Annotated in this window: 33 protein-coding genes; 30 read left to right on the top strand and 3 right to left on the bottom strand. The window is 51.0% G+C overall.

Annotated features, from left to right (window positions below):
• Positions 1–38 precede the first annotated feature (38 nt).
• The 12 genes from EDF82_RS04940 (at position 39) to EDF82_RS04875 (ending at position 7,993) form a co-directional block, all read left to right on the top strand.
• On the top strand, positions 39–308 hold the full coding sequence (locus EDF82_RS04940; protein WP_123754462.1) for a YdaS family helix-turn-helix protein: 270 nt from the start codon (positions 39–41) through the stop codon (positions 306–308).
• Entirely contained in the window at positions 308–721 is a 414-nt protein-coding gene (locus tag EDF82_RS04935) for a toxin YdaT family protein (protein ID WP_123754461.1), read from the top strand. The genes EDF82_RS04940 and EDF82_RS04935 overlap by 1 nt, the downstream gene beginning before the upstream one ends.
• Positions 722–979: 258 nt before the next feature.
• Positions 980–2,044: a hypothetical protein gene (locus EDF82_RS04925; protein ID WP_123754459.1), complete on the top strand. Its 1,065-nt coding sequence runs from the start codon at positions 980–982 to the stop codon at positions 2,042–2,044.
• A 9-nt stretch (positions 2,045–2,053) separates the two neighbouring features.
• A complete protein-coding gene (locus EDF82_RS04920) occupies positions 2,054–2,347 on the top strand; it encodes a hypothetical protein (RefSeq protein ID WP_123754458.1) in 294 nt (97 codons plus the stop codon).
• Between the two features lie 201 nt (positions 2,348–2,548).
• Positions 2,549–3,337 (top strand): hypothetical protein, encoded by a 789-nt coding sequence (locus EDF82_RS04910; RefSeq protein ID WP_123754456.1) that lies wholly within the window; start codon positions 2,549–2,551, stop codon positions 3,335–3,337.
• A gap of 154 nt (positions 3,338–3,491) precedes the next feature.
• Positions 3,492–3,923 carry a hypothetical protein gene (locus EDF82_RS04905; protein WP_123754455.1) on the top strand — a complete coding sequence of 144 codons (432 nt, stop codon included), beginning with the start codon at positions 3,492–3,494 and terminating at the stop codon, positions 3,921–3,923.
• Between the two features lie 482 nt (positions 3,924–4,405).
• On the top strand, positions 4,406–4,690 hold the full coding sequence (locus tag EDF82_RS04895; protein ID WP_123754453.1) for a hypothetical protein: 285 nt from the start codon (positions 4,406–4,408) through the stop codon (positions 4,688–4,690).
• Between the two features lie 34 nt (positions 4,691–4,724).
• Entirely contained in the window at positions 4,725–5,618 is an 894-nt protein-coding gene (locus tag EDF82_RS04890) for a hypothetical protein (RefSeq protein WP_123754452.1), read from the top strand.
• A gap of 524 nt (positions 5,619–6,142) precedes the next feature.
• Entirely contained in the window at positions 6,143–6,310 is a 168-nt protein-coding gene (locus EDF82_RS25265; RefSeq protein ID WP_180958813.1) for a hypothetical protein, read from the top strand.
• Positions 6,311–6,459: 149 nt separating this feature from the next.
• Positions 6,460–6,765: a Ref family recombination enhancement nuclease gene (locus EDF82_RS04885; protein WP_123754451.1), complete on the top strand. Its 306-nt coding sequence runs from the start codon at positions 6,460–6,462 to the stop codon at positions 6,763–6,765.
• Positions 6,762–7,406: a phage N-6-adenine-methyltransferase gene (locus EDF82_RS04880; protein WP_123754450.1), complete on the top strand. Its 645-nt coding sequence runs from the start codon at positions 6,762–6,764 to the stop codon at positions 7,404–7,406. Before EDF82_RS04885 ends, EDF82_RS04880 begins: the two co-directional genes overlap by 4 nt.
• Positions 7,403–7,993: a hypothetical protein gene (locus tag EDF82_RS04875; RefSeq protein WP_123754449.1), complete on the top strand. Its 591-nt coding sequence runs from the start codon at positions 7,403–7,405 to the stop codon at positions 7,991–7,993. Before EDF82_RS04880 ends, EDF82_RS04875 begins: the two co-directional genes overlap by 4 nt.
• A gap of 394 nt (positions 7,994–8,387) precedes the next feature.
• Here EDF82_RS04875 and EDF82_RS04870 read toward each other — a convergent pair whose 3' ends face one another.
• On the bottom strand, positions 8,388–8,912 hold the full coding sequence (locus tag EDF82_RS04870; RefSeq protein WP_123754448.1) for a hypothetical protein: 525 nt from the start codon (positions 8,910–8,912) through the stop codon (positions 8,388–8,390).
• 379 nt (positions 8,913–9,291) lie between these two features.
• Between EDF82_RS04870 and EDF82_RS04865 the strand changes: the two genes are divergently transcribed.
• The 5 genes from EDF82_RS04865 to EDF82_RS04845 all read left to right on the top strand — a co-directional run bounded on the left by EDF82_RS04865 (position 9,292) and on the right by EDF82_RS04845 (position 11,457).
• Positions 9,292–9,597 carry a phage holin family protein gene (locus tag EDF82_RS04865; protein ID WP_123755486.1) on the top strand — a complete coding sequence of 102 codons (306 nt, stop codon included), beginning with the start codon at positions 9,292–9,294 and terminating at the stop codon, positions 9,595–9,597.
• Positions 9,584–10,060 carry a glycoside hydrolase family protein gene (locus tag EDF82_RS04860; RefSeq protein WP_123754447.1) on the top strand — a complete coding sequence of 159 codons (477 nt, stop codon included), beginning with the start codon at positions 9,584–9,586 and terminating at the stop codon, positions 10,058–10,060. Before EDF82_RS04865 ends, EDF82_RS04860 begins: the two co-directional genes overlap by 14 nt.
• Complete coding sequence (locus tag EDF82_RS04855) at positions 10,057–10,263, top strand: hypothetical protein (protein ID WP_123754446.1); 207 nt, start codon at positions 10,057–10,059, stop codon at positions 10,261–10,263. Before EDF82_RS04860 ends, EDF82_RS04855 begins: the two co-directional genes overlap by 4 nt.
• Positions 10,260–10,742 carry a lysis protein gene (locus EDF82_RS25560; protein WP_255417647.1) on the top strand — a complete coding sequence of 161 codons (483 nt, stop codon included), beginning with the start codon at positions 10,260–10,262 and terminating at the stop codon, positions 10,740–10,742. Before EDF82_RS04855 ends, EDF82_RS25560 begins: the two co-directional genes overlap by 4 nt.
• Positions 10,743–11,232: 490 nt before the next feature.
• Positions 11,233–11,457: a hypothetical protein gene (locus tag EDF82_RS04845; protein ID WP_041145885.1), complete on the top strand. Its 225-nt coding sequence runs from the start codon at positions 11,233–11,235 to the stop codon at positions 11,455–11,457.
• A gap of 150 nt (positions 11,458–11,607) precedes the next feature.
• Here EDF82_RS04845 and EDF82_RS25625 read toward each other — a convergent pair whose 3' ends face one another.
• The gene (locus EDF82_RS25625; protein WP_217698317.1) at positions 11,608–11,778 is read right to left on the bottom strand and encodes a YnfU family zinc-binding protein; all 171 of its coding nucleotides are present in this window, start codon (positions 11,776–11,778) and stop codon (positions 11,608–11,610) included.
• 666 nt (positions 11,779–12,444) lie between these two features.
• Here EDF82_RS25625 and EDF82_RS04835 point away from each other — a divergent pair.
• Both EDF82_RS04835 and EDF82_RS04830 read left to right on the top strand, forming a co-directional pair.
• Positions 12,445–12,966 carry an anti-virulence regulator CigR family protein gene (locus EDF82_RS04835; RefSeq protein ID WP_115192532.1) on the top strand — a complete coding sequence of 174 codons (522 nt, stop codon included), beginning with the start codon at positions 12,445–12,447 and terminating at the stop codon, positions 12,964–12,966.
• 97 nt (positions 12,967–13,063) lie between these two features.
• Positions 13,064–13,702, top strand: coding sequence for a hypothetical protein (locus EDF82_RS04830; protein WP_123755484.1), 639 nt, complete (start codon positions 13,064–13,066; stop codon positions 13,700–13,702).
• A gap of 31 nt (positions 13,703–13,733) precedes the next feature.
• Here EDF82_RS04830 and EDF82_RS04825 read toward each other — a convergent pair whose 3' ends face one another.
• Positions 13,734–14,243: a hypothetical protein gene (locus EDF82_RS04825; RefSeq protein WP_227540104.1), complete on the bottom strand. Its 510-nt coding sequence runs from the start codon at positions 14,241–14,243 to the stop codon at positions 13,734–13,736.
• A 313-nt stretch (positions 14,244–14,556) separates the two neighbouring features.
• Here EDF82_RS04825 and EDF82_RS04820 point away from each other — a divergent pair, with 313 nt between their 5' ends.
• From EDF82_RS04820 to EDF82_RS04770, 11 genes are all read left to right on the top strand, one after another.
• Positions 14,557–15,120, top strand: coding sequence for a hypothetical protein (locus EDF82_RS04820; RefSeq protein WP_123754444.1), 564 nt, complete (start codon positions 14,557–14,559; stop codon positions 15,118–15,120).
• Positions 15,062–17,185: a phage terminase large subunit family protein gene (locus EDF82_RS04815; protein ID WP_123754443.1), complete on the top strand. Its 2,124-nt coding sequence runs from the start codon at positions 15,062–15,064 to the stop codon at positions 17,183–17,185. Before EDF82_RS04820 ends, EDF82_RS04815 begins: the two co-directional genes overlap by 59 nt.
• Before the next feature lie 8 nt (positions 17,186–17,193).
• The gene (gene gpW, locus EDF82_RS04810; RefSeq protein WP_025713573.1) at positions 17,194–17,454 is read left to right on the top strand and encodes a gpW family head-tail joining protein; all 261 of its coding nucleotides are present in this window, start codon (positions 17,194–17,196) and stop codon (positions 17,452–17,454) included.
• On the top strand, positions 17,454–19,091 hold the full coding sequence (locus EDF82_RS04805; protein WP_123754442.1) for a phage portal protein: 1,638 nt from the start codon (positions 17,454–17,456) through the stop codon (positions 19,089–19,091). The genes gpW and EDF82_RS04805 overlap by 1 nt, the downstream gene beginning before the upstream one ends.
• Positions 19,088–19,957, top strand: a complete 870-nt coding sequence (locus EDF82_RS04800) for a S49 family peptidase (protein WP_064359398.1) — start codon at positions 19,088–19,090, stop codon at positions 19,955–19,957. The genes EDF82_RS04805 and EDF82_RS04800 overlap by 4 nt, the downstream gene beginning before the upstream one ends.
• Position 19,958: 1 nt before the next feature.
• On the top strand, positions 19,959–20,537 hold the full coding sequence (locus EDF82_RS04795; RefSeq protein WP_123754441.1) for a hypothetical protein: 579 nt from the start codon (positions 19,959–19,961) through the stop codon (positions 20,535–20,537).
• On the top strand, positions 20,537–20,941 hold the full coding sequence (locus EDF82_RS04790) for a head decoration protein (protein WP_048271842.1): 405 nt from the start codon (positions 20,537–20,539) through the stop codon (positions 20,939–20,941). The genes EDF82_RS04795 and EDF82_RS04790 overlap by 1 nt, the downstream gene beginning before the upstream one ends.
• 97 nt (positions 20,942–21,038) lie before the next feature.
• On the top strand, positions 21,039–22,088 hold the full coding sequence (locus tag EDF82_RS04785) for a major capsid protein (protein ID WP_042944984.1): 1,050 nt from the start codon (positions 21,039–21,041) through the stop codon (positions 22,086–22,088).
• 1 nt (position 22,089) lies between these two features.
• The gene (locus EDF82_RS04780) at positions 22,090–22,458 is read left to right on the top strand and encodes a hypothetical protein (protein ID WP_048271840.1); all 369 of its coding nucleotides are present in this window, start codon (positions 22,090–22,092) and stop codon (positions 22,456–22,458) included.
• 5 nt (positions 22,459–22,463) lie between these two features.
• Positions 22,464–22,826 carry a hypothetical protein gene (locus EDF82_RS04775; protein WP_123754440.1) on the top strand — a complete coding sequence of 121 codons (363 nt, stop codon included), beginning with the start codon at positions 22,464–22,466 and terminating at the stop codon, positions 22,824–22,826.
• Complete coding sequence (locus tag EDF82_RS04770) at positions 22,823–23,368, top strand: ATP-binding protein (protein ID WP_123754439.1); 546 nt, start codon at positions 22,823–22,825, stop codon at positions 23,366–23,368. Before EDF82_RS04775 ends, EDF82_RS04770 begins: the two co-directional genes overlap by 4 nt.
• Positions 23,369–23,370 lie beyond the last annotated feature (2 nt).

Here is a 23,370-nt window from a genome sequence, read left to right as displayed (position 1 = left end):
TGTAGTATTCTCTACTTACCAACTCACAGGAGGTAAGAATGCTTACACAATACAAAAACATCACGGAGAAGGCCGTCAGAGCGATTGGGAATGTTTCCTGCGTCGCTCGGATGTTCAACTTTAAATCTAGCCAATCGGTAGCAAATTGGATTAGCCGCAATAGCGTACCTAGCGACCGTGTGATTCCCCTTTGTCGGATGGGCGGGTGGGTTGTCACTCCCCACGAACTTCGTCCGGATCTTCACCCAACGCCCATCAGCGGGCTTACGGAAGAAATTATCACCAAGCGACAGAAGGAGTCTGATTGATGGAAATCAAACACGAGCACGTAGAAATGGCCTTGCTGGCTTGGGCCGCTGAAGTTGGTCAGGCTTTCGCCGCAAATGCGATCGCCGAAGAGTACGTGCGAATTGGCGGTAATCAGTTGCGCCTGGTACCCGGGAAAACCTGGAGCAATCAGCAGAACATTTTCCACCGCTGGCTTAAGGGGGAGACCGAACTGCAGCGTGAAAAAATCCGGCTCCTTCTCCCGGCAATTTTGCGCGTTCTCCCGCGTGAAATCCGCCACCGACTGAGCATCTACGACACCATTGAGCGTCGTGCGCTGCTTGCTGCTCAGTACGCTATCGGAACGGCTATTGACGCACATGACGATGCAATCGAAGCCGTTTACAGCAAGGCGTATCAACCCGGTGCTGTTGAAGTAACGAAATACCACTGATCCGGAGGTGACTATGTGTAACCCATCTGCTGCTGAGCTTATCGCTCGCCTCAAAAAGGCGTACCCGGCACATGTGCCGGCCGACCGGCCATCAAATAGCATCCTGAAGCCTGGGGCGCGGTTTAAGCACGGACGCAGGGGCTACATGGTGACAGTCATCATCGCGACTGAGAAAGACGTTTCATACCGGAAGGCATGCGGGACTGCTTGCTGGATGGGGTTACGTGAATTTTTACGGTTACACAATGAGGTTTCGGTATGAACAATCAGGTCTTTGACATTGTTCAGGCCATGTCGGGGCAGGGGAACTGCATCACGATCCCCGGACCGTATCTGGATTTCTTTGCTGGGGACAGGCAACAGCATTTGCTGGCGGCGATTTTAAATCAGCTGGTGTTCTGGTCGGGTAAATCAAGCCTGGACGATGGTTGGTTTTACAAAGAGCACGCAGCACTGGCGAAAGAGATTCGCGCCAAAGATGGCGACGTGGTCCGGAAGGCTATGTTCAAGATTACAGAGGGGTACCTGTCGGGGGTAATTGAGGAAGAACTCAGGCAGGTAAACGGCACACCGAAGAAGCATTATCGGGTCGATCAGGATGAGTTAATTGCCAGAATATTCCCGCAAGGGGCTAATTCCAATAAGCCATTGAAAGTATTGGAAACGGCTCAAGAGCCGAATGGATATGGCTTAAGAGCCGAATCGAAGCAAGTAATTGAAACTAATGGAAACGGCTCTCAAGCCGAATGCATTCGTCCCAAGAGCCGAATGGAAACGGCCCAAGAGCCGAATCCTGGAAACGGCTCTCAAGCCGAATCCTATCTCTATACAGATCTTAAAAACAGATCACTACATACAGATCATAAAAACCACGCGGGAGAGATTTCTCCTGTGGATAACTTCCCAGAATCAGGTCGGGAAAATAACCTCCCTGACGCTACTGAAGACAGCATCCTTTCGACCGAAGATGACTTCGATCTGGCGATGTGGTTCTGGTCGACCATCATCGAAATGTACGAACGCGCCGCTGAATTTGACGGCTCTCTGGCAAAACCGAGAGAACCAAACTTTGTCGCCTGGGCGAACGAAATTCGTTTGCTGCGCCAGGAGCACGGCTGCAACCACGACCAAATCCGCACCATGATTGAGCGCATTCAGCGCGATCAGTTCTGGTGCCCGAAAGTTCAGTCCATGAAAACACTACGCAGCAAATGGCAAGAGTTGGCGCTGAAGCTGTGCCCGGTAAATCTGGCAACGGGCGGTGGATCATTTGGCGTGAGCGGGAAACTGGATACCAACATCCCGAAAGGTTTTCGGGGCTGAGGACTCTTCATGAAAACGAAAAAATCACAGAAAACAAAATACCGCAGTGAAATCACAGCGCTCGAATTTCTCAAAACCAACCCGGATTTAACAGCGCGTCAGATCGCCAATGCTCTTGGTCGCGGCATGGCGTCAGTGAACGGTCAACTGCGGCAGTTGCATGGTGGCGCTCAAATCGTCCAGAGCGGGCTACGTGATGGCGTAATCACCTGGCGTTTTAACGACATGCCGTTTGGTTGCGCAAACCGTTTGCGGATGATGTTTGAAAACCTGCTGAGAGAATGTCGCGGGGTGGCTCAGTGAAATTACCTGTATGCCCTGATTGTGGGCTTCCCCCGGAGTTTCACTGGAAGAATTACACGTTCGGTTCTTGCTCTGGATCCCTGAAGTGCCCGAATGAACATTATCGCGTCCAGTACAGCTACTGGGCTGGTGGAAAGAATAAAGCCAAACACATTCTGGAAGATCAATGGGTGGCGGCGGTGAATAACAACGAGGTTAAAAATGGCTAAGAACTCAATCGACGCATACGGCGCCAGCGGCAAAACGAACGTTCTGATGTTCGAACCGAAAAACCTGCACTTGGTTACCGATAAAACCCACCCGCTTTACGACGAGCGTATCCATCTGCCGATTAACGAGGCGATGGTGCTGAACATCATGGATCAGGGTGTTCTTGAACCGATCATCGTCTGGAAAGACCCTGAGACTGGTAAATCCTGCGTCGTCGATGGTCGCCAGCGAGTGCGCCATACACTGGAAGCAAACAAGCTTCTGGCAAAAGAGGGTAAAGCCCCACTACTAGTCCCGGCGGTGACTAAACGCGGTTCAGCTGTTCGCATGGCTCAAGCGATGGTTTCAGCTAACGAAATCCGCCAGGCCGATACGCCGTTGGGCCGAGCTAAGAAGATGGCCGATGCACTGGATCGTGGTCACGATGAAGAGGACCTGGCGCTGATGTTCGGGGTCAGCATCCAAACCGTACGCGCAACACTGTCTTTGCTGGATGCAACCCAGGCTGTTAGAGATGCAGTGGAACAAGGTGCCATAACCGTAACTCAGGCTCGCCAGCTTACATCTCTCACACCAGATGAGCAGAGGGAAAAGGTAGCGGAAATCGAAGCGGCGACGGCTGGCACCACTGGTCACGAAAAATCACGTCGTCAGCGCCAGGTGCTGGGCGAAACAAAACCACGCCTTAGAACCCGCAAAGAAATCATTAAGGCTCTGGATGGTGCCAGTGGCGATTATGCCGAAGCTCTGCGCTGGGTGTTAGGGGAGGATGCTGCATGAATAGCCCGATATCAAATCTTGCCCTTGGAAAAATGACAAAGGACGCTGAACGAATGCTGGCACTGCGTAGTCCAGCTGTCGATGAGGAATGGTGGGAAAGAATGCTCTCCATAGTGATAGAGCTGCAAGAATGCCGAGCTAAGGTAGCTAATCAATGACCAGCACATTAACCATAACAGACGACAAATTGTCCGCACTTCTTTCTGAAATGGAGAAAAGCTTCACTGGATGCCAGGGGCACGGCTATACAGGTGCAGCGGAAGAATATGCAGATATGATTTCAGCGCTGCGTGAGCTACAGGAACGCCGCAAGTCCGCAATGGACAGCGAGCCGGTTGGCTACTTCAGTAGATTTGACCCGGATGACGAGGACATCATCGACCAGTGCAGTAAGAATGTGAAAGGTGCTTTCCCGCTCTATCGCCACGCGCAGCCAGCGCCGGTAGTACCCAATTTCAAAAAACTGGCTAGCGAACTGGTTGAGAACCTTGTCGATTGTGGCGGCTTGGATGCCGGGGTGAAAGGAAAGTATCTGAAGTGGACAGAGAAAACTTGCCGAGCCGCCCTGCAGGAGGTGAAGCCGTAAAACTCAAACTCGCTATTTGTTTTCAACAAATCCAAGGTTTGTATTTATGCGAATGATAACCAGAAAGAAGCCCGCCTTCACTGAGCTGTATCAGACTGGCGTCCTGACTCGCATAGTTGCGGTCAGAAATGCCGATAGCGGTGGTTGGCGATTGTTCGGCCTATGGCGTGATAAAGAAATTGGTGTGTACGTAGAAGCTGCTCGGGGCGGAGTAAGGGAGTGGTCCGGGCTGGACTACCTGGCTAACTTCTGTGGGAGCTGTGGAATCTGCCTGTGGGAGATTCATAGCAAGGTAGTGGCTAAGCCTCCTGAGTGATCCCCTGTGCAACCTGCATATGTGGGTTTTTCTTTTGGAATACAAAAGACCGCAACAAAACATTGTTGGATGATGTTATTTGGTGCAATGCGAGTGGATGTATGATATTACGTCAGCTAAAATAAACACATTGACAAACGGCGTTCGGTCTATTAAGGAATACTATATGAAATTCACAGGGTTACAGTCATCTTCACTGCCCGATACCTCTGATTCCGTCAAAGAGTGTGTGAATCTTGGGCAATGGACGCTCTTTAAATCAAATACTAAGACCTGTGGGGTGATGTTTTTTTTGCGTGCAGGCAAAGAGATTTTCGCTTTGAGTGAAACGGGAAAGGTTATGCCTTCTTCACCGATAAGCGAACCATTAGATATGACTGAAGTATTCTACTTTTCTGATCTTCCGAAACCAGAATCACTCAGCAATACTTCCTACCAATTAGCTCGTTAGATTTACTATTGGTAACTAGGAGAAAAGGGATTTTATGAGCCTCAGAACTGAACGTACTAAATGGGTGCTTTTTTTACCATGCTCACAACCTGTTGCTGACCAGCGTCATGTGATGGATCTGGTATACGGTGTATTTTGTCTCGAAAGAGCTGGGATATCCCCAAATGATATATTTATTTATATTGATAGTCCGAGTCAGAATTATAATGGTTTTTTTGGATTGGCATCCGCTCACCCTTTTATAGCACGCCCTAGTTCTGATTTTTTTTCAGATTTGATGTTTAATGATTACGCCAATTTGGTCATGTTCGTCTCAGGTCATGGTGGTCCAAAAGGTATGGATGGGCCTCAGCCAATTACCCCAAGTCAATTGTTGAATGCATTGAAGAATGCGCCTAACCTGGATAAGGCTATCATTTATTTAGGGCAATGTTACGCAGGAACATTCAACTATGTTAATGCTGGGAAGGGGAGAGGGCAGGGACCAGAAATTATTATTGCTGGTGCGACGAATTTGCATGAGAGTCTAAGTTTAAGTACAACTGAGCAATTTATTGCAATGGAATTCCCGTGGTATGCCAACGTTTTTTTGCTTCACGTCTTTAAGTGGATGTCTTCGCCATTTGATGTCGATGGGGATGGGGCGTATACAATTATGGATTCTTACAAACATGCCGGCATGTATTCTAACTATTATAATAAAGCATATAAGACTAGCGGGTTTATGAAAATTGTTGATGCACATCATGAATATAAAAGGCTAAAGGAGATTGCTGATACTGATACAGGAGATGTGGGTACAAACACTCAGAATGGATTGGATTGCAAGGCTAAATACGAGATCTATACTAATCAGCTTGATTTGCACTATATTCATCAGGAAAGTTGGATATTAAATTCCCGACCTGCTCAGTTGATTGAGTTCTGAGTTATTCTTAAGGGTCCACTTCGGCGAGGTTTTAATTCCACCTCTTATAACCGCCTCCCCCAAAAACACTCACAGCAAGGTCGAACCCAAGTTACTTCAGTGATTATTAGCCCATCACCTTAAGCCCGCTTTTGCGGGTTTTCTTTTTCTTGCCTGGAAAATAGGGGGTTGCACGCTACACAAAATGTGCATTCTTTGCTGCGGTAGTTTTTTCTGCTATCTCATTTGATCTGCAATTAATTAAACTCTGAAATTTGCTTGGCTCTTTTAATTTATTTAAATAGGGGGTTGCGCCAAAGAAAGAATATGAATGACTTTTTTAGAATCTGTGTATTTTTGTAATGCATTGAATTTGTTGTTATTTGTGTTTTCATTGTTATTCTCTTTTGCCCGTGAAAATAGGGTCTTGATGGACGATCTAAATATGTCATTGTATTCCAGGACGTCGCGAGTTCATTTTTATCCATCCCTGTACAGGAAAAGCAAAACCTACGATTTATGGAATACTCATAAGGTGCTGACTAATGAATCAGAAAGAAATGAATGAAGCAATTTGCATCCTGGGCAGCTATGTCGTCGATCACCTTCCTGGTGGCGTTTATGTCGTTACCCCAATTGAAAAGGGTAAAATTGTAACTACTGAGGAATCTCACGAGGAGTGTAAAGTATTCTTCCGGAAGAAGAAAAAGTGATTTATACTAGTCATCTCGGCTGAACACCGAACGAACCTATCGCGCCATCACCGGAGTAAAGTGATGACGCAAAAACGCAGTAACGCCATTCTACGCCGTGCCTTTGTGCGCGGTGTTTCTGTTTGTCTGTCGTGCCCAGGTGGTGCGATATGAGCAAATCAAAAAACAAAGCTGAAAAGCTCCATCTTAGCCGTGTGGCCGCGCTTGGTTGCATAGTTTGCCGAAATCTTGACTACGGTGAATCACCGGCAGAAATCCATCACTGTAGTTCTGGTACGGGCCTTTCTGTCCGCGCTAATAACTTCCATGTAATTCCTCTGTGCCATGCCCATCACCGCACCGGTGGCTACGGCGTTGCCATTCATGCTGGGCGTAAGTCATGGGAAGAAAAATTCGGTACCGAGGCTGAGTTGCTTAACCAGGTTCTCCAAGAGATAGGGGGAACCAGCGCATGACTAACCCTTACTGCGAATCCCTTGCTGCTCAGCGCGTAGCGGCATCTCATAAATTAAAAGAGGTTGGCGACCAATGGCGCACCCCGGATCCGCTGTTTTGGGGCATTAATGCTATGTTCGGTCCGTTGGTTCTGGACCTGTTCGCCGACGACAGCAACGCAAAATGCCCCGCCTGGTATACCGCTGAAGACAATGCGCTGGTGCAAGACTGGTCTGGCCGCCTGGATGAACTTGGCGGTGCGGCCTTCGGAAACCCTCCATATAGCCGCTCTCAATATCACGAAAAGCAAGCCATCACTGGCATGACTCACATCATGAATTACGCGGCTGTGCAACGTGAGAAGGGCGGGCGCTACGTATTCCTGGTTAAATCAGCAACGAGTGAAACATGGTGGCCGGAAGATGCGGATCATGTCTGCTTTATCCGTAGGCGAATTGGTTTCGATCTGCCTGTCTGGTTTAAGCCTGCGGATGAAAAACAAAAGGCGACTAGTGCATTTTTCGCAGGTGCTATTGCCGTATTTGATAAGGCCTGGCGAGGAGAGCGCTTTAGTTACATCAATCGAACAGACATCGAAGCAAAGGGCCGCGCATTTCTGACACTGGCGCAGTTTGCTACTGGCAAAGGAGAAAACGCATGACCCCACAACAGCGTCGTAAACACAATGGTGCCCTGTCAGAGGTGGCGGCGGCCGTCCATAAACGATACCTGGGGCGACCTGAATTGTTGACTGGCATTCAGTCCGCCTGGATTAAATCGCTGCTTACCATTTGGGGAGAAAGTGTCTGCGGTGGGGCAGCCCCCAGGAAGCCAACCAGCCATTCCTGCTGGAGGATGCAGAAGGGAATGCGCTGGTCAGATAAAGCGCTGGAGCGTTTTACTGTCGCCATTGAGCAGGCAAGAGGAGAGGGGTTTAGTGGGCAACAGGCATTAAACAGGGCTCACGCAATTCTATGGCCTAAGGCTACCAGTAGTGTAATAGATACCGCTATCCGTGATGATGATGTCGATTTTGTTGAGCAATGCGTACTCAAGGCATTTGATTTAAGCGATCCTGTCTACGTTGTTGGCGTGAGCTACTACACCACCAGAAAAAAAATATCCGATATCACCAGAGAGCTGCAGCGGTTAGCCCCGTGGCTAACGTCAGAACAGGCAAGGGAGCGTGTTAAATGGTGTCTTCAGATATTCAGGTCAAAGGTCTTTCTGGCTGCAAGAACTATCTAACCGTGATTTTTTTTGGAAAAATAACTTGAATTTCACCCAGAAGTTTAGATAATTTATTCATGCTTGGCAGAGCTGCGCCACTCGGCAGCGTTAAAAAGCGACAATTTGAACATAACGAGAACCCCGCCAGCGCGGGGTTTTTTCTTTCCGGCGATACGACAGGGGTATTCGCGAGATGCATTGCATCAGTGCCCCTGTCACATCGTCGTATAGCAACAATGAAAACCAACAAGACTCAGTAACCGCTGGGGATTTAATTACAAGTCTTACGGCATCATCGCCTACTAAGTAGATGCCCAAGCGGATACCCCCTGCGCCTGATGACGCTTAAAGCAGAAACCTTATGGTCGCGTAGTCCCCCATGTATCGGTTTGGTGGGAGGGGGGTAAGCGGCCTACAAAGAAAACCCTTTCGAGGGATCAATCATTTCAATACTAAGCAGAGAGTCAACCTCTGCTTTTTTCGCTGGGTCGTCTTTAATATCGTCAAGCCAGTTATGCACTGCTTTTATTATGTCCTTCCCGAACTCATCAACCTGAAGTTGCAACGTGTTATAGCTTTTGTTGTTATGGATACATATCCCGTCAGTTAGTGGCTGGATGAACCTAAAATTATCAAGGTGTTGCCTTGCTTTTTGCGTAGTTATGTCGTCACTACCCTCATGCAAATATGCACAACGGAGCGCGTAAAAGTCAGCGCCACCCAAGAGAATACGTTCTTCTCGAGCACTACCACTGTGAACAGTGTATAGCGGGGTTAAATATTTATCACACCATTCTATGGTTCTGGTTTTAGAACTATTACTTGAAGGGGTATCTATTTTTCCGCAAATGTCTGGAAGGGTTAGTGAAATAAATAGTACCGAGTACCAATTTTTACCCTCGATAGATGTTTGAATTGCGTTGATGAAATTTTCCACTGCTTGATCTCCTTGTTGATTGCGTTACTTGAATCTCGACAACTCAAAGTCGCATAAGGCTAGGATTTCGACAAATAGAAAATGTTACTTTTGTGGTGAATGCGCAGGCTGATGCGCGTGCAACAACTACTCATTGAAACGGTAGTTATGTCGGAGCTCAGCACCGGCCGCCACACCCAATCCCGCTACCAGGGACCATTACGGCAATAAAGCCGACATTGTTCGACCCTCATTACATCTTCCCGCCTTGAGCGGGTTTTTTATTTGTGCCGCCAGAACGTCACTCACTCTGTGTGTTGTCGTAAATCCATCTGGCGGCCTTTCCCTCTTCACACAGCTTCCTGATCTTTCATCGGAGGCGGTAACTATGGCTAAACGTATGCAAGACAAAGAGAGCATTGCCGGGATGTCCTGGCTGGTTCTGCTGATCATTGCTTGCTGGGGTGGACTTGTCCGCTACCTGATTGATGTAAAGCAGAGCAAGGCAACATGGAGCTTGATCAATGCTCTTGCCCAAATGGTGGTTTCAGGGTTTACCGGCGTTATCGCTGGCCTGGTGAGCATTGAAAGCGGATTAAGCATCTACATGATACTCGCGACATCGGGGATAAGTGGTGCGATGGGTTCCGTTGCGCTGACGTATTTCTGGGAGCGGCTGACGGGGTTAAAAAATGCTGGAAATTAATAAGCAGCGTAAAGCGTTTCTGGACATGCTCGCCTGGTCTGAAGGTACAGACAAAGCCGGCCAGCCGACAAAGAACCGCGGGTATGACGTAATTGTCGGCGGCTCGTTGTTTAGCAATTACTCCGACCATCCCCGCAAGCTGATCACGTTAAACCCAAAACTTAAATCCACGGCAGCCGGGCGGTATCAGCTGCTGGCCAGATGGTGGGATGCGTACCGTAAACAGCTTAGGCTGAAAGACTTCTCTCCGGCGTCGCAGGACCAGGTTGCTCTTCAGCAGATTAAAGAGCGTGGCGCTATCCCGCTTATCGACAGCGGGAACATCCGGCAGGCTATCGATCGCTGCAGCAATATCTGGGCGTCGCTCCCGGGCGCCGGTTACGGGCAGTTTGAACATAAAGCCGATAACCTCATTGCCAAATTCAAAGCCGCTGGCGGCTACGTGGCGGAAGTTAAATCATGAAACTCGTTGATGACTGGAAAAGCGCCTGGCGCTGGTTCTCCATGCATGCGCTGGTGCTGGCCGGGGTAATCCCTACAGTGTGGGCAGAACTGCCGCCGGACCTTAAAGCCTCAATTCCACCGGGTACGATGGGCGCCATTACAGCGGTGATTGCTGCCTGTGGTGTTGTGGGCCGCCTGGTTAGTCAGAGTAAGCCGCAATGATTGTCGAGGCCATTATGGCGCTGGTGAAAAAATTCTGGCTGCCGGCGCTCGTCGTCCTGCTGATTGCAGCGCTTGCTATCGCTGCCAGCCACTACAAAGGCAAATCCGAGCAGGAAAAACAGCGAGCCGATGGCGCCGAGCAAAAACTAAACCTGGCTAACGACACCATCACCGACATGCAAACCCGCCAGCGTGATGTCGCTGCGCTGGATGCGAAGTACACGAAGGAATTAGCCGATGCGAAATCTCAGCTTGATGATCTGCAGCGTTGCGTTAGCTCTGGCAAGTGTGGGTTGCGCATCAACGCAAAATGTCCCGCGAACGGAGCGACCGCAACCGGCGGCGTGGGCGATGCTTCCGGCCCCCGACTTACAGACTCCGCTGAACGGGATTATTTCACCCTCAGAGAGCGAATCGTCACCATCACAAGACAAGTGAGCTATCTGCAGGACTACATCCGCACGCAGTGCCTGAAGTAGGGCATTACAGAGCCACTTTCCGAGGCGACTAGCTATTCGTCACCGATTCTTACCACTTTTTCTTACTAAAGGCTGAATGTTGCCGACGTCTACCACGCACATAAGTAATAAGAGAGTATGCAGCAAACACCAAAAGCACCACCGAAACTCCCAGCAGGATTGTGTCAGTCATTGGATTACTCCTGTATGGCTTAAGGTAACTCCTACTACTTATTGTATTAATGTGATTTGTGTCAATGTTTATTTGAGATGTTCTGGCGGTTGTCCGTACGCAGTGTCTGAGGTAGCCATGCTCATACTCTTCATTCTCCTGTCGATATGGCTCTGTCGACTACCGGAGAAGCCGGCCTGGCTAGCAGTTAGGTCAAATATCTCAACGCTGGCCCACTCAACTGAGTATCCAGCACGCAGTAAGGGGCTGCGCTGAGATAAGAGCCGCTACAAGAATCGCCTCGCAATAGCGGGGCTTTTTACTAACCGAGGAGTTCCAATGACCGTACGTGCAAAATTTCAATGTAACAGCATCAATAAATCGCCGGATAATTCTACTGCTGTCGTCCACCTTATCGCGGTAACGACTGGCAGCACGGAGAACGAAACCTGGTCGAAGTATACCCCCAGCGGTCAACTTCAAATGGTCATCTCTAACCCTGCAGCAGCAGAACAGTTTGAGCAGGGTAAAGAGTATTTCATCGATATCATCCCGGCTGAGTAGGGCATTACAGAGCCACCTTGCGAGTTGGCTCGATAATGTTCTCCACAACGTATAGAGAGTGCCGGTTTAAATCTTGAAAGTGGACAGTAGTTTCGTTTACCTGAACTTAAGCCTAAGTGCCGATCAAGCTTCAGGAGAACAGTTAATCAGTTACTTAATAGGTTTACTTTCAGAGGGAAGGAAAATGTTTCCGCAGTAGGGACAGATTAACGTTACATCATTTTTTATTCTCGATAGTGTGTATGTTGACTGGCGAGAGCAGTGAGGGCAGGTGCTTTTTAAAGGTCTGAGTGTACGTATCTTGTCTTTGAGCGTCGACATGGAGTTTATCCTTAGTGAGTGATTGCTAACCATACACTATAGGACAGGGGATAGCTCACTTTATAACCTTCCTTGCCCTGTGGTTACTTGCTTTTTGTGCGAGGGATATGGCAACAAATGACTAAAGCTAATTTCGTTAGGAAAAAGCTATTACCGAAACGCTGCACCAGCTAAATTGTAAGTAAACCATCCAACGGATTTTTAACGGTTTTCACTGAGTGACTGTGATAATGTCCAAACAACATCAGGGGCCGTCACATGATCTCATGCGATGAAGTTTAGGACCATGGAAGGTCAAATTTACGGATTTTCGCAAAAAAATGACTATTCACAGTGATATCGAGGCATATTTCTTACTTCTACTCAGCATGTGGCCAGTGTTGATAACTTTGTGTATCGCAATGTCTTTAGCTTTTTACGGTGTGTTAATGCGTAAAACTTCAATTATTTTCATAGTGCTTGCAATGGCTATTGGTGTATTGGGCTGGTTCTATACGTGACTGAGCCAGTAAGGTTTCGAATAAATAAACAAAGACCAAGGTCGCTGATGCGGCTTTTTTATTGGCCATACAGGAGCCATTCCAAAAATAAGAAAACATGAGATTGTTAAGGGTATTGCTTTGTCTTATGTTTAAGGCGTCAAGTTAACCTAAAGGAACAATTATCATGTCTAAACGTCGCACTCTCAAAACTGCACTGGCGGCGGTTATTTCACTTGCTGTGCTTGCTGCTCCTGTTTACGCAAACCCAGGTAATGGTAATGGCGGAGGTGGGCATGGTAACAGCGGCGGCGGTGGCAATCATGGCAATAGTGGCAACCACGGGAATAGCGGAGACCACGGGGACAAAGCTCAGGGGAACGGTAAGTCAGGTGATGAACATGGAAATCGTAAAAATTACGGTAAGCCAGACCATGTAGACTCAGACATCAGCTTCTCTCGAGCACGTTCTTTGGCGGTGAACTACGGGTTGGTTGGTTATCAGGCTTTGCCGCCGGGGATTGCTAAGAACTTAGTGCGTGGCAAGCCGTTACCTCCGGGGATTGCAAAGAAAACGCTTCCAGCATCGATGATCAACGACCTGCCATATTATCCTGGTTATGAATGGCGAGCAGTTGGTGATGATTTGGTATTAGTCGCATTAAGTACGGCTATCGTTACTTCAGTAATCAACGGTGTTTTTGACTAAAATATCTATGGTAAACGCGCCCTGTCGGGCTATTTAATGTCATCACAAAGGCCACCTCCGGGTGGCTTTTTTAATGGCTTAACTAATGGCGGTGATCATGGCAACTCTGAAAGATCTTTCCCGCCAGTTAACTCAGTTACAGAAACAAATCCCCTTTGCCACCGCTCAGGCTATGACAGCTGTCGTACGGGAAATTGCCGCAGCGCAAAAAATCGCACTGGGTCGAAGGCTGGAATCGCCGACGCCGTTCACGGTTAATGCTGTGGGCTCATCGGGGGCCAGAAAGAACAACCTCAGTGCAAAAGTTTATGTGCGTGATATCGCCGCTGAGTATCTGGAGCCATTCGAGTTTGGCGGCGAGCATAAGCTGAACAGTCAGGCGCTGCTCAACCCGAAGAACATCAAGCTGAACAAATACGGCAACATGACACGCAATAAGCTTTCGCAGATGAAAGCGTCGCCGAATGTGTTCGTCGGTGAGGTGAATGGCGTTGATGCTGTCTGGCAACGCCGGAAGCCGAAGAAGGCGAAAAAGAAACGGGCAAAACGCTCTGCGAACGGTACGCGAAGACCGAAGTCGAAACAGCGCTCCCCTAAGCTGCTGGTCAGGTTTGGTGATGCGTTGCCCGTAACGCCAGTACTGGGATACATGGACCGCTCAAAGGCGATGGCGGAAGCGTTGATGCCGGCGGCTCTTAGCAAAGCGGTTGCTGAGGCTATCAGGACAGCTAAGTAAGGGGCAGTGATGCCCCATGCTGATATGTGAGTTACAGAGATATCTCACAGGCTTTTATAAAACTATTTGTCGCAGTGGTAGAACCGGATGCATTGCCCGAGAACGAGGATTGATTACCTCCGTCTTGAGTCTGTATACCAACCAAAATTTTAGACTTGGCGTTTTGTAACTGCTTAAGAACTGCAGTTATTTTTTCTGCGTCATCAGCTCCTACTTCAACGGCTTGGGCATTTCTGCGTGATAGAGAGGCTTCAAGCTTATTGGCTGGGTTGCCATCAATTTTGATGATCAAATCCATTGCGACAGCAGGAACGGAGTCAGTCGATTTGTCTGTCTCTACGTATGCAACTGATAACTTATTTTTGGTGCAGTCAAAAATCAGACCAGAATCTGAGGATGATAAATCACCGATCATCAAAGCTTTTTTCCCACCGGTAAACAGGTCGTCATCTACTTTGGTGAGCCATTGAGCGTGTGCAACAAAAGAAGTAAGTAAAACAGCAGCCAACGCCGCGTTAATCAAACGAGTTTTTTTCATCATTATCCCCTTGCATTAATCGTGACAATGATAGGGGGTGATTCATCGTGATGCCATGTAAAAAAATGTTTTCAAATACCACCCTACAAAAAATGGGTCCTTCCTGAGACTTTTGTAAGGCACGGGCATTGCGCGCCGCGGTGTTTTTGTAGCTACAACTTTTTATTTTGTGTCCCATGTCCCACCTCAAGGGATCGTCATCCACGCCAGAGCCAGCACGGATTATTCCATTTATTCCAGTGGGACATTCGTGTGGGACATTGCAAAAATGTCCCAGGTAAATGTCCCAACTCCAAAATGTCCCAGGTGATGTCCCATGACCATGATGAATCAGAGCCAGTATGCGCAGCACTCAGGCGTCGATCGCAAAACGATTGGGCGCTGGATTAAAGCCGGGCGTTTCATCGTGATGGACGGTGACCTGATTGATGTAGATGCGAGCGATGCCGCACTGAAGAAAAACCGTGACGGAAAGGATCCGCGCGCATCGAACGCGAAGAAAAAGAAAACGCCGACGGTCGTCGATGATGTCGGTGATGAAATTGAAGACACAGCCAGAAAAATTATCCTTACCGAAGGTGCCGATCTTACCCGGGAGGAAGCCGCGCGGGTGCGCGAAAACTATATGGCTCTGCTGGCCAAACTTCAGTATGAAAAAGACAGTGGCCAGACGATTGAACTGGTCGCCGCCGAGGAGATTCTTTTCAACGCCTTTCGCCAACAGCGGGATGCCTGGATGAACTGGCCTTCCCGGGTGGCACCGCTTATAGCCGCTGATCTGGGTGTGCCGGCGGACAGGATGACAGAGGTGCTGATCGAACATGTCCACAAACATATCTCAGTCCTCGGAGAGCCAGAATTTAACTCAGCTGAAGATTGAACGGCTTCAACTGAGTGTCAGAAAAGGATGGACGCCACCGCCGCGTATCAGCGTTCCGCAATGGGCAGATGACTACCGGAAGCTGGCGAAAGAGGCCGGGAGCATGTCAGGGAACTGGGATACCTCGACTGTAGAAATTGCCCGTGGTCCGATGCTGGCGGCGACTGAATCCGGCGTGCATGTCGTCACGGTGATGTGCTGCACGCAGCTGATGAAAACGGCATTGCTTGAAAACCTGTTCGGCTATTTCGCTCACCTCGACCCGTGCCCGATTTTGCTCCTGCAGCCGAAAGAAGAGGCGGCAGAGCAGTTTTCTAAGGAGCGTATCAGCCCGCTGGTGCGGGTGACACCGGTACTACGGAAAATCATCGGTGACTCAAAACAGAAGAGTTCAAAAGAAACCATCCTCTATAAAGCGTTTACGGGCGGATTTCTGGCGCTGGCTGGCGCCGGTAGCCCGGATAACCTGGCACGCCGACCTATCCGCGTTCTGTTGGCGGATGAGGTGGATAAATACCCGATTACCCGAGAGGGGGATCCGATCGCCCTCGCGGAGGAACGCACCGCAACGTATGGCCTGACCTGGCTTTCCGTTCGCGCCTGTTCGCCGACCGTTGAGGACGAAAGCCGAATTGCCGACAGCTATGCCGAATCTGACCAGCGGCGGGCCTCGGTCGTTTGTCCGCACTGCGGGCATCGGCAGTTTCTGGATTTTTTCAAACACGTCCAGTGGCCGAAAGAGGGTGATAAACACCTGACAAAATCAGCAATGATCCACTGTGAGTGTTGCGGTGCCGGCTGGTCTGAAGGTGAGCGCCTGCGCGCATTACAGACTATCCGCTGGCATCAGACCCGGCCGTTTGAGTGTTGTGGAGCACGCCATTCCCCGTTGCTCGAGTACGATCAGGCCTGGCGGGCGAATGACGAAAATAGCGTGGCTGCTGTCTGGAAATGGTCCGAATCACCGCGGCATGCGGTCTACCGGGCGATTTGTCCGGATTGCGGCAAAGAGGCTGTCGATAACCACCACGCCGGTTATCAGGCTTCCAAACTGTTCAGCCCCTGGCAGAAAGATAAACCGTCGGATATCGCGGGAAAATATATCAAGGCGAAGGGGGATCCAGATAAAGAGCAGGCCTGGTGGAATACCCAGATGGGTTTGCCACACAGACCCAACCACGGCAAGCAGCTGCCGGTTGATATTCTGCTGGCGCGTCGTGAAGTCTTCCCGGCCATCGTTCCTGATGGCGTGGCTTTGTTAACTGCAGGCGTAGATACCCAGGATGATCGCTTCGAAATCACGATCACCGGCTGGGGAAGGGATGAAGAATCATGGTCGGTTTCCCACGATGTGATTTATGGCGATCTGGAAACGGATGAGCCGTGGAAACGACTCGATGCGTACCTGAAACAGATCTGGCGCCGGGGTGATGGTCGTGGACTCAACATCATGGCGACATGCATGGACTCCGGCGGACACCACACGCAAAAGGTCTACGAATTTGCTAAGGAGCGTCTGGGGCGTCGTGTGTGGGCGATCAAAGGTGAGTCTGCTCAGAGCGGCAGGCGTAACCCTGTCTGGCCGACAAAGCGCCCGACATCGAAAAGCAAAGCCAGTTTCCGGCCAATTATCATTGGTGTGAACTCTGCCAAGGATGTTGTGCGTGGTCGCCTCCACCTTGACCCTCCCGCACCGGGCGCAGCCGCAGCGGGTTATATGCATTTCCCTGATGATCGGGACCTGGGGTATTTCAACCAGCTGCTGGCCGAACGTCTGGTTTACAAAGTGACTGCGGGCCAGCGCTTCAGTGTCTGGGAGCAGATACCGGGTCGGGCGAACGAAGCGCTCGACTGCCTGGTTTACAGCTATGCCGCATTGTGTGGACTCAAGCATATGGGGTTAAAGCTCAACGTCCGGGCCGCAAACCTTGAAGCCAACCCCGAAAAATTCCTGCCGGCACCTGCCGTACCAGAAGAAAAAATCAGCTACGAGTTACCCGGTGCGGTTATTGAAGAACCCACGCCAGTTAAGCGTAAGCAAATTTCTAAACTCCTGCCGCAATAAGGAAAACCATGTTCAACCGGAATACCAGCCTGCTGGCTGGAATGAGTGATGATCAGGCGCGGGCAGCATTAGCTAAAGCCCAGGCTGCTTACGTTGACTTAGCCGCAGGGAGCCACGGTGTTTCATTTTCCTATACGCAGGGAGACGGAACACGCTCCGTGTCCTACCAGCAAACCACACTGTCCGAACTATTGGGGCTGATTCAGCTTCTACAGGCGTATCTGGGTATTGTCGTGAGGCCACGTAAGCCAGTGAGGTTTCGATTCTGATGAATAAAGTACAAATACTTGGCCCGGATGGTACCCCTTATCGCGCACCGCGGCCTGGCATGCTGACGGGCGGCAGCCGGGTACCTTATGACGCCGCCGATTCGTTTAGTGATCAGCTGGCGAACTGGCAACCAGCGCTATGGTCGCCGGACAACGAAATCAACATTTATCGCGATCGCATTGTTTCGCGTGCCCGTGACCTGGTCCGTAATGACGGGTGGGCGAACGGCGCGGTAACCCGTCTTCTGGATAACGCCGTCGGCGCCAATTTCAGGCCCATCATGAAACCCGATTACCGGGTGCTGCGTATGGTCACCGGTAATAAATCCTTCGATTCAACATGGGCTGAAGAGTACGGCAAAGCGCTGGAGGCGCACTGGCGCACCTGGGCATATGACACCGGGCGGTACTGCGATGTTGAACGCAAGCTGACTGTGCCGCAGATGTTGCGCCTGGCCTTTCGCCACAAGCTGATTGACGGGGATGCGCTGATGGTCCTCCAGTACCGGCCTGACCGGTTGGGGCGGGGCAGGGGACGATATGCCACCACTGTTCAGGTCGTCGATCCTGACAGGCTCAGTAACCCACAGCAGAATTTCGATATGCCGAATATTCGCGGTGGCGTGGAGATTGATGAGGACGGCGCACCGATTGCTTATCACATCCGTGAGGCGCATATCGGCGACTGGTGGAGCGGTGCCAAAACTATGACATGGCGGCGTATACCCCGTGAAACCGCCTGGGGGCGTCCGCATGTCGTCCATGATTTCGACCATGAGCGGGGTGCTCAACACCGCGGCAATGGCATCCTGACGCCGGTCATTCAGCGTCTGAAAATGCTGGTGAAATATGACCAGAGCGAACTGGAGGCCGCCATTCTGAATGCCATTTTCGCAGCATATATAGAGTCACCTTATGATTCTGAAATGGTTCAGGCTGCGATGGGGGAAAGCTTCGATGACACCAGTCTGGGAGCCTATCAGGACGGCCGCGTGGAATTTCACAATGACCGCCGGCTGACCCTGCAAAATGGCGCCCGGATGCCGATTCTTTATCCAGGTGAAAAAATAACAACGGTTAATGCCGCCCGCCCTTACAGCAACTTTGAGGTGTTCGAATCAGCCGTGTTGCGTAACTTCTCGTCCGGTACCGGACTTTCTCCGCAGCAGGTCACTCAGGACTGGTCAGATGTTAACTACAGTTCCGCGCGATCTTCATTGCTGGAAGCATGGAAGACGCTGACCCGACGTCGTGATGATTTCTCTATGGGTACTGCACAGCCCATTCTGACGGCTTTTGTTGAGGAAGTTCACGATAACGAAGATTTGCCCTTGCCAGCAGGTGCGCCTGACTTTGTAGAGGCCCGCGCCGCCTATTCCCGCGCGCGCTGGATGGGGCCGGGCCGCGGCTGGGTGGATCCGGTTGCAGAGAAAAAAGGCGCCATTCTTGGTCTGGATGCGGGGCTTTCCACGCTTGAAATTGAAGTGGGGGAAAACGTCGGTGAGGACTGGGAGGAAGTGCTTGACCAACGGCAGCTCGAAATTGAGTCCTGCCTGAAACGCGGGCTTCCATTACCCAGCTGGGCGCAGGCGGACAAGTTCGCCAGCGAGACAATCAAAGATCCGGAGGAAAAGTGAATCTACCTCATCTGGCGCAACGTCTGTTTAATACGCCGCTGGCCCTTCATCCGAATAAAGCCGAGGTCATCATGGCCGCGGTTATGGACCGGTTTGGCATCAGCAGAATCGAATCCTCTCTGGCGATGGAAGACGATGACTGGTACGGCTACGACGACAAACGTGGTCGGGAGTCAAAACGCGACCCCGGATATGACAACGTGGCCGGGGTCGCCGTGATCCCCATCTGCGGTACGCTGGTTCAAAAACTGGGAAGTCTGCGACCGTATAGCGGCATGACCGGTTATGACGGCATCCGCCAGTCCTTTCTGACCGCGCTGGCGGACCCGGAAGTTAACGGCATCTGCCTTGATATTGATTCGCCCGGTGGTGAAGTGGCCGGTTGTTTTGATCTCGTTGATGAAATCTACAACGCCCGGGGCACGAAACCCATCCATGCCATTCTGACCGAAAATGCGTACTCCGCGGCGTATGCGATTGCCAGCGCTGCTGACCGTATTTCCGTTCCCAGAACCGGCGGCGTGGGTTCAGTCGGCGTCATCACCATGCACCTGGACTGGACGCAGCGAATTAAAGACGACGGTCTGAAAGTGACGATCATTACCTTCGGAAGCCGTAAAGCAGAAGGCTCGCCATTACGTGAACTCTCTGAAGAAGCGTTCAATGCCATCCAGGGGGATATTAACGCGATGGGGGAATTATTTGTGAATACCGTCGCCAGAAATCGCGGGATCAGCCCGAAGGTGATTAAAAGTACGCAGGCCGCCTGTTTTATGGCTGCTGATGGTGTGGAGCTTGGACTGGCTGATGAGGTATGCCCTCCGGATGCTGCGTTCAGACATTTACTTGAAAAAACAGGAGCCTGAAATGGCAAAGAAACCGTTTAGTTTTGCCCACCTTATTGGACTTGGCGCGTCGGCTTCCGAAGAGGAAGACGATAAAAAAGCCAAAAAGGCGAAAGCCCGTCGCGCGGAAGAAGACGAGCGCGATGATGATGCGGAAGACGATGAGCGTGACGACGACGCCGAAGAAGACGAACGCGACGACGATGCGGAAGATGATGATGACGATCCGGATGCTTCCGAAGAGGATGATCCCGACGATGACGACGACCGCAAAGAAGGCAAAGCGGCTAAAAGTGCCCGCATTGCTGAGCGTAAACGTTGCGCCCGCATCTTCGGTAGTAAGCATGCCGCTGCGAATCCATCGCTGGCCGCCTCGCTCGCATTCAACACCGGGATGAGCGCTGCGGCTGCTATCGACGTTCTGGCATCTACCGCGCCAGCTACTCAACCCCAGGCGACGCGCAAGCGCTCTCTCGATCAGCGCATGCAGGAAAGCGAGAATGTCCGGCTTGGGCAGGATGGGGAGAAACCATCTGGCGGTAAAGCGACGCTGGTGAACAAAATGACCAGTCTCTACAACTCCACTAAAGGAGAGAAATAATGGATCAGTATGGTCAGAATCAGTTTGCTCCGGGTATGAAAAGTGCCTTGTTTATGCCGGACCAGCTCATCGCCGGTACGCTTCAGGTAGTTACTGATACCGGCATTATCACCGGTGGGACCTATAAGCGTGGAACCGTACTGGGGATGGTGACCGCCAGCGGCAAATACACTGCTTGTGTGAAAACGGCTGAAGATGGCAGTGAAACGCCTGTGGCAATTCTTGTTGATAATGTCGATGCCTCGTCAGCCGATCAGAATGGCGGACTCTATCTGATGGGCGAGTTCAACCAGAACCATATCATTATTGATGCATCATGGACTCTGGCGGCAATGAAAACCGCGCTGCGTCCGCTGGCTATTTTCCTGAAAGACAGCACTCAGGCCCCTGTAGCCACTTCCTGATTTACCCCTCTCACTCCTGATCTAATGCTTTAACCGGCAGGGGCTGACTCATTCCAATTTTTGCCAGCGTGCAGCTGGCATTATCAAGAGACTGAATATGGAAAATATTTTTGATACCAGCGTGCTGGTACAGGTCGTTCCTAACCTGAAAACCAGTCAGAACTGGTTACTGGATCGCTTCTTCCCGAATGTCGTGACCTATGAGACTGAAGAAGTGGCGATTGATGTCGATGTCGGCCTGCGTCGTATGGCGCCGTTTGTCTCTCCGCTGGTGGAGGGCAAGCTGGTCGAGTCCCGTAAATACCAGACCAATACCTTTAAACCTGCGTACATCAAAGACAAGCGCGCCCCTGATCTGCGTAAACCGATTCGTCGTCAGATTGGCGAGCGAATTGGTGGCGAATACACTGCCGCCGAACGTGAAATGTTAAATCTGCAGTTTGAAATGACTGACCAGATCGACATGATCAACCGTCGTCTGGAGTGGATGGCGGCCAGCGCGCTGGTGTCCGGGACCGTCACGGTCACCGGGGAAGGTTACGAAACTAAAGTGGTGGATTTTGGTCGTGCTTCCGACCTGACCATCACCCTGAGCGGTTCGGACAAATGGCCGCTGACCGTTGCCGCCGGCGCGACCAATACCCAACCTTCTGATGATATCGAAGTCTGGCAGACCACTTTCCTGAAAGAATCCGGTTCTGTCGCCACCGACCTGGTCTTCACGAATAAGTCATGGCGTGCATTCCGACTCGATACCACCATCAAGGATAACGCCATCACATTTCCGGCGCTGAGCCCGTTTGGTAACCAGATTAATGCGGGCCCGCAGGTCATGAAGGGAGCTATCTATAAAGGCCGCTGGGGTAACTTTGACCTCTGGTTGTATAACGACTGGTTTATTGACCCGCTTGATAATGTCGAGAAACCAATGATCCCTGATGGCGCTGTCATCATGAGCGGCGCGGACCTGATGGGCACCCGTGCCTTTGGTGTGATTCTGGACCCGGCATTCAACTATGGCCCGCTGGCTTATGCGCCCAAGTCCTGGGTGAAAGAAGATCCAGCGCAACGCCTTATCCTGATGCAATCCTCCCCGCTTGTTATTCCGAGCCGGGTAAACGCATCCCTCTGCGCAACGGTGGTCTGATATGGCTAAAACAATCAAAACCGGGTCGGTGGATGACCTGAATGCGGAAGGCACCGCCGAAGAAGTCCTGAATGTTGACGATCTGAATGCAGGAGGCATCGTTCAGGATAACCAACAGCATGACGAAACAGACGGTGATTCAGCAGAGGAAGCGGATGGCGATGAAGATGAAACCGCTGCCCCTGAATACGTCGTTCTGAAGGGGAACTGCATTCGCCATGACGGCGAGATTTACCGCGAAAATTTGCGTATTCCGGTCTCCGGTAAGGACGCAGAACGTCTGCTGGCTGCAGGTGTGATCGCCGATGTTCAGGTTCTTCGGCAGCGTGCGTTATCTGCTGCGCGTGGCGTGAAAATTACTACGGAGTAAGCGCGATGGGAGTGGACTGGGATTTACACCTGTTGAGTCCGCTACATGGCGTCTTCGGCGATGAACACGAGTACCGCCCTAAAGACGGTACTTCTCCTTTCACGATTAACGGCATTTTTGACCGTGGGTATGCCCAGGCTGCTGAAAACCTCGATGGTGACTCAGTGATTAACACGTCAAGTCCGATGCTCGGCGTACGTGATGCCGAGTTCCGCCAGTTGGGTAAATCTCAGCCGATGGAGTCTGACCGCGTGTTTATTAAAACCGTCGGCGGCCACGTCATTAATCAGTTATTCGTGGTGTCCAATGTCGAGCCTGACAGTCATGGCGGATCCCGCCTTGTTCTCAATGTGGTGAAAGCACGATGAATGCATCAGCTATTCGCAAAATGGTGGTGACGGCGTTGGTCGGGCACACCGATGCCGGAGACCGCGTTTATTCCCCGCGGGACTGGCCAACCTCGGCGGCGCTTTATCCGGCGCTGCTGGTACAAACCCCGTTTGACCATAAAAAGGCGCAGGGGCGGAATACGCCGGCGTTCACCACGGTGACCACCGTTCGCATCACTGGCCGCGTCCAGGAGTATGACGGGGAAACTGATGATGACGGCGCTCTGCGAGCTGAGACCGCGCTGGAAGACCTGCGTGAGCAGGTGGAAAGGGCGGTCATCAACAGCTACGAGCTCACCCGTAAAATCCAGAAGTACGCGGAAATCCGTTCGACGATTAACGTTGACGGTGAGGGGGAAGCCCATCTGGGCCAGCTGCTGTTCGAAATCGATATCGAACATTATCAGGGGCCGGAAGATTTTTATCCCATCGACCCGCCTCCGCTGGAGGGGATCGATATCACCGTCGAAATGCCAGCCGGTACGTTCAAGCCAGGTATAAAAATCAACCTGCAGGAGTGATC

The organism is Klebsiella sp. BIGb0399 (assembly GCF_003752615.1).
GTDB lineage: Bacteria > Pseudomonadota > Gammaproteobacteria > Enterobacterales > Enterobacteriaceae > Klebsiella > Klebsiella lignicola.
This window is presented reverse-complemented; position numbering and strand designations above follow the sequence as displayed.

What these genes read in the sequence shown, in the direction of transcription:
- EDF82_RS04865 (WP_123755486.1), top strand. Translation starts at nt 9,292, where the DNA reads ATGCAAGACAAAGAGAGCATTGCCGGGATGTCCTGGCTGGTTCTGCTG.
- EDF82_RS25625 (WP_217698317.1), bottom strand. Translation starts at nt 11,778, where the DNA reads ATGTCGACGCTCAAAGACAAGATACGTACACTCAGACCTTTAAAAAGC.
- EDF82_RS04835 (WP_115192532.1), top strand. Translation starts at nt 12,445, where the DNA reads ATGTCTAAACGTCGCACTCTCAAAACTGCACTGGCGGCGGTTATTTCA.
- EDF82_RS04780 (WP_048271840.1), top strand. Translation starts at nt 22,090, where the DNA reads ATGGCTAAAACAATCAAAACCGGGTCGGTGGATGACCTGAATGCGGAA.
- EDF82_RS04770 (WP_123754439.1), top strand. Translation starts at nt 22,823, where the DNA reads ATGAATGCATCAGCTATTCGCAAAATGGTGGTGACGGCGTTGGTCGGG.
- EDF82_RS04885 (WP_123754451.1), top strand. Translation starts at nt 6,460, where the DNA reads ATGAGCAAATCAAAAAACAAAGCTGAAAAGCTCCATCTTAGCCGTGTG.
- EDF82_RS04785 (WP_042944984.1), top strand. Translation starts at nt 21,039, where the DNA reads ATGGAAAATATTTTTGATACCAGCGTGCTGGTACAGGTCGTTCCTAAC.
- EDF82_RS04775 (WP_123754440.1), top strand. Translation starts at nt 22,464, where the DNA reads ATGGGAGTGGACTGGGATTTACACCTGTTGAGTCCGCTACATGGCGTC.
- EDF82_RS04825 (WP_227540104.1), bottom strand. Translation starts at nt 14,243, where the DNA reads ATGATGAAAAAAACTCGTTTGATTAACGCGGCGTTGGCTGCTGTTTTA.
- gpW (WP_025713573.1), top strand. Translation starts at nt 17,194, where the DNA reads ATGTTCAACCGGAATACCAGCCTGCTGGCTGGAATGAGTGATGATCAG.
- EDF82_RS04895 (WP_123754453.1), top strand. Translation starts at nt 4,406, where the DNA reads ATGAAATTCACAGGGTTACAGTCATCTTCACTGCCCGATACCTCTGAT.
- EDF82_RS04860 (WP_123754447.1), top strand. Translation starts at nt 9,584, where the DNA reads ATGCTGGAAATTAATAAGCAGCGTAAAGCGTTTCTGGACATGCTCGCC.
- EDF82_RS04910 (WP_123754456.1), top strand. Translation starts at nt 2,549, where the DNA reads ATGGCTAAGAACTCAATCGACGCATACGGCGCCAGCGGCAAAACGAAC.
- EDF82_RS04940 (WP_123754462.1), top strand. Translation starts at nt 39, where the DNA reads ATGCTTACACAATACAAAAACATCACGGAGAAGGCCGTCAGAGCGATT.
- EDF82_RS04795 (WP_123754441.1), top strand. Translation starts at nt 19,959, where the DNA reads ATGGCAAAGAAACCGTTTAGTTTTGCCCACCTTATTGGACTTGGCGCG.
- EDF82_RS04830 (WP_123755484.1), top strand. Translation starts at nt 13,064, where the DNA reads ATGGCAACTCTGAAAGATCTTTCCCGCCAGTTAACTCAGTTACAGAAA.
- EDF82_RS04820 (WP_123754444.1), top strand. Translation starts at nt 14,557, where the DNA reads ATGACCATGATGAATCAGAGCCAGTATGCGCAGCACTCAGGCGTCGAT.
- EDF82_RS04805 (WP_123754442.1), top strand. Translation starts at nt 17,454, where the DNA reads ATGAATAAAGTACAAATACTTGGCCCGGATGGTACCCCTTATCGCGCA.
- EDF82_RS25265 (WP_180958813.1), top strand. Translation starts at nt 6,143, where the DNA reads ATGAATCAGAAAGAAATGAATGAAGCAATTTGCATCCTGGGCAGCTAT.
- EDF82_RS04890 (WP_123754452.1), top strand. Translation starts at nt 4,725, where the DNA reads ATGAGCCTCAGAACTGAACGTACTAAATGGGTGCTTTTTTTACCATGC.
- EDF82_RS04905 (WP_123754455.1), top strand. Translation starts at nt 3,492, where the DNA reads ATGACCAGCACATTAACCATAACAGACGACAAATTGTCCGCACTTCTT.
- EDF82_RS04790 (WP_048271842.1), top strand. Translation starts at nt 20,537, where the DNA reads ATGGATCAGTATGGTCAGAATCAGTTTGCTCCGGGTATGAAAAGTGCC.
- EDF82_RS04880 (WP_123754450.1), top strand. Translation starts at nt 6,762, where the DNA reads ATGACTAACCCTTACTGCGAATCCCTTGCTGCTCAGCGCGTAGCGGCA.
- EDF82_RS04875 (WP_123754449.1), top strand. Translation starts at nt 7,403, where the DNA reads ATGACCCCACAACAGCGTCGTAAACACAATGGTGCCCTGTCAGAGGTG.
- EDF82_RS04845 (WP_041145885.1), top strand. Translation starts at nt 11,233, where the DNA reads ATGACCGTACGTGCAAAATTTCAATGTAACAGCATCAATAAATCGCCG.
- EDF82_RS04925 (WP_123754459.1), top strand. Translation starts at nt 980, where the DNA reads ATGAACAATCAGGTCTTTGACATTGTTCAGGCCATGTCGGGGCAGGGG.
- EDF82_RS25560 (WP_255417647.1), top strand. Translation starts at nt 10,260, where the DNA reads ATGATTGTCGAGGCCATTATGGCGCTGGTGAAAAAATTCTGGCTGCCG.
- EDF82_RS04935 (WP_123754461.1), top strand. Translation starts at nt 308, where the DNA reads ATGGAAATCAAACACGAGCACGTAGAAATGGCCTTGCTGGCTTGGGCC.
- EDF82_RS04855 (WP_123754446.1), top strand. Translation starts at nt 10,057, where the DNA reads ATGAAACTCGTTGATGACTGGAAAAGCGCCTGGCGCTGGTTCTCCATG.
- EDF82_RS04920 (WP_123754458.1), top strand. Translation starts at nt 2,054, where the DNA reads ATGAAAACGAAAAAATCACAGAAAACAAAATACCGCAGTGAAATCACA.
- EDF82_RS04815 (WP_123754443.1), top strand. Translation starts at nt 15,062, where the DNA reads ATGTCCACAAACATATCTCAGTCCTCGGAGAGCCAGAATTTAACTCAG.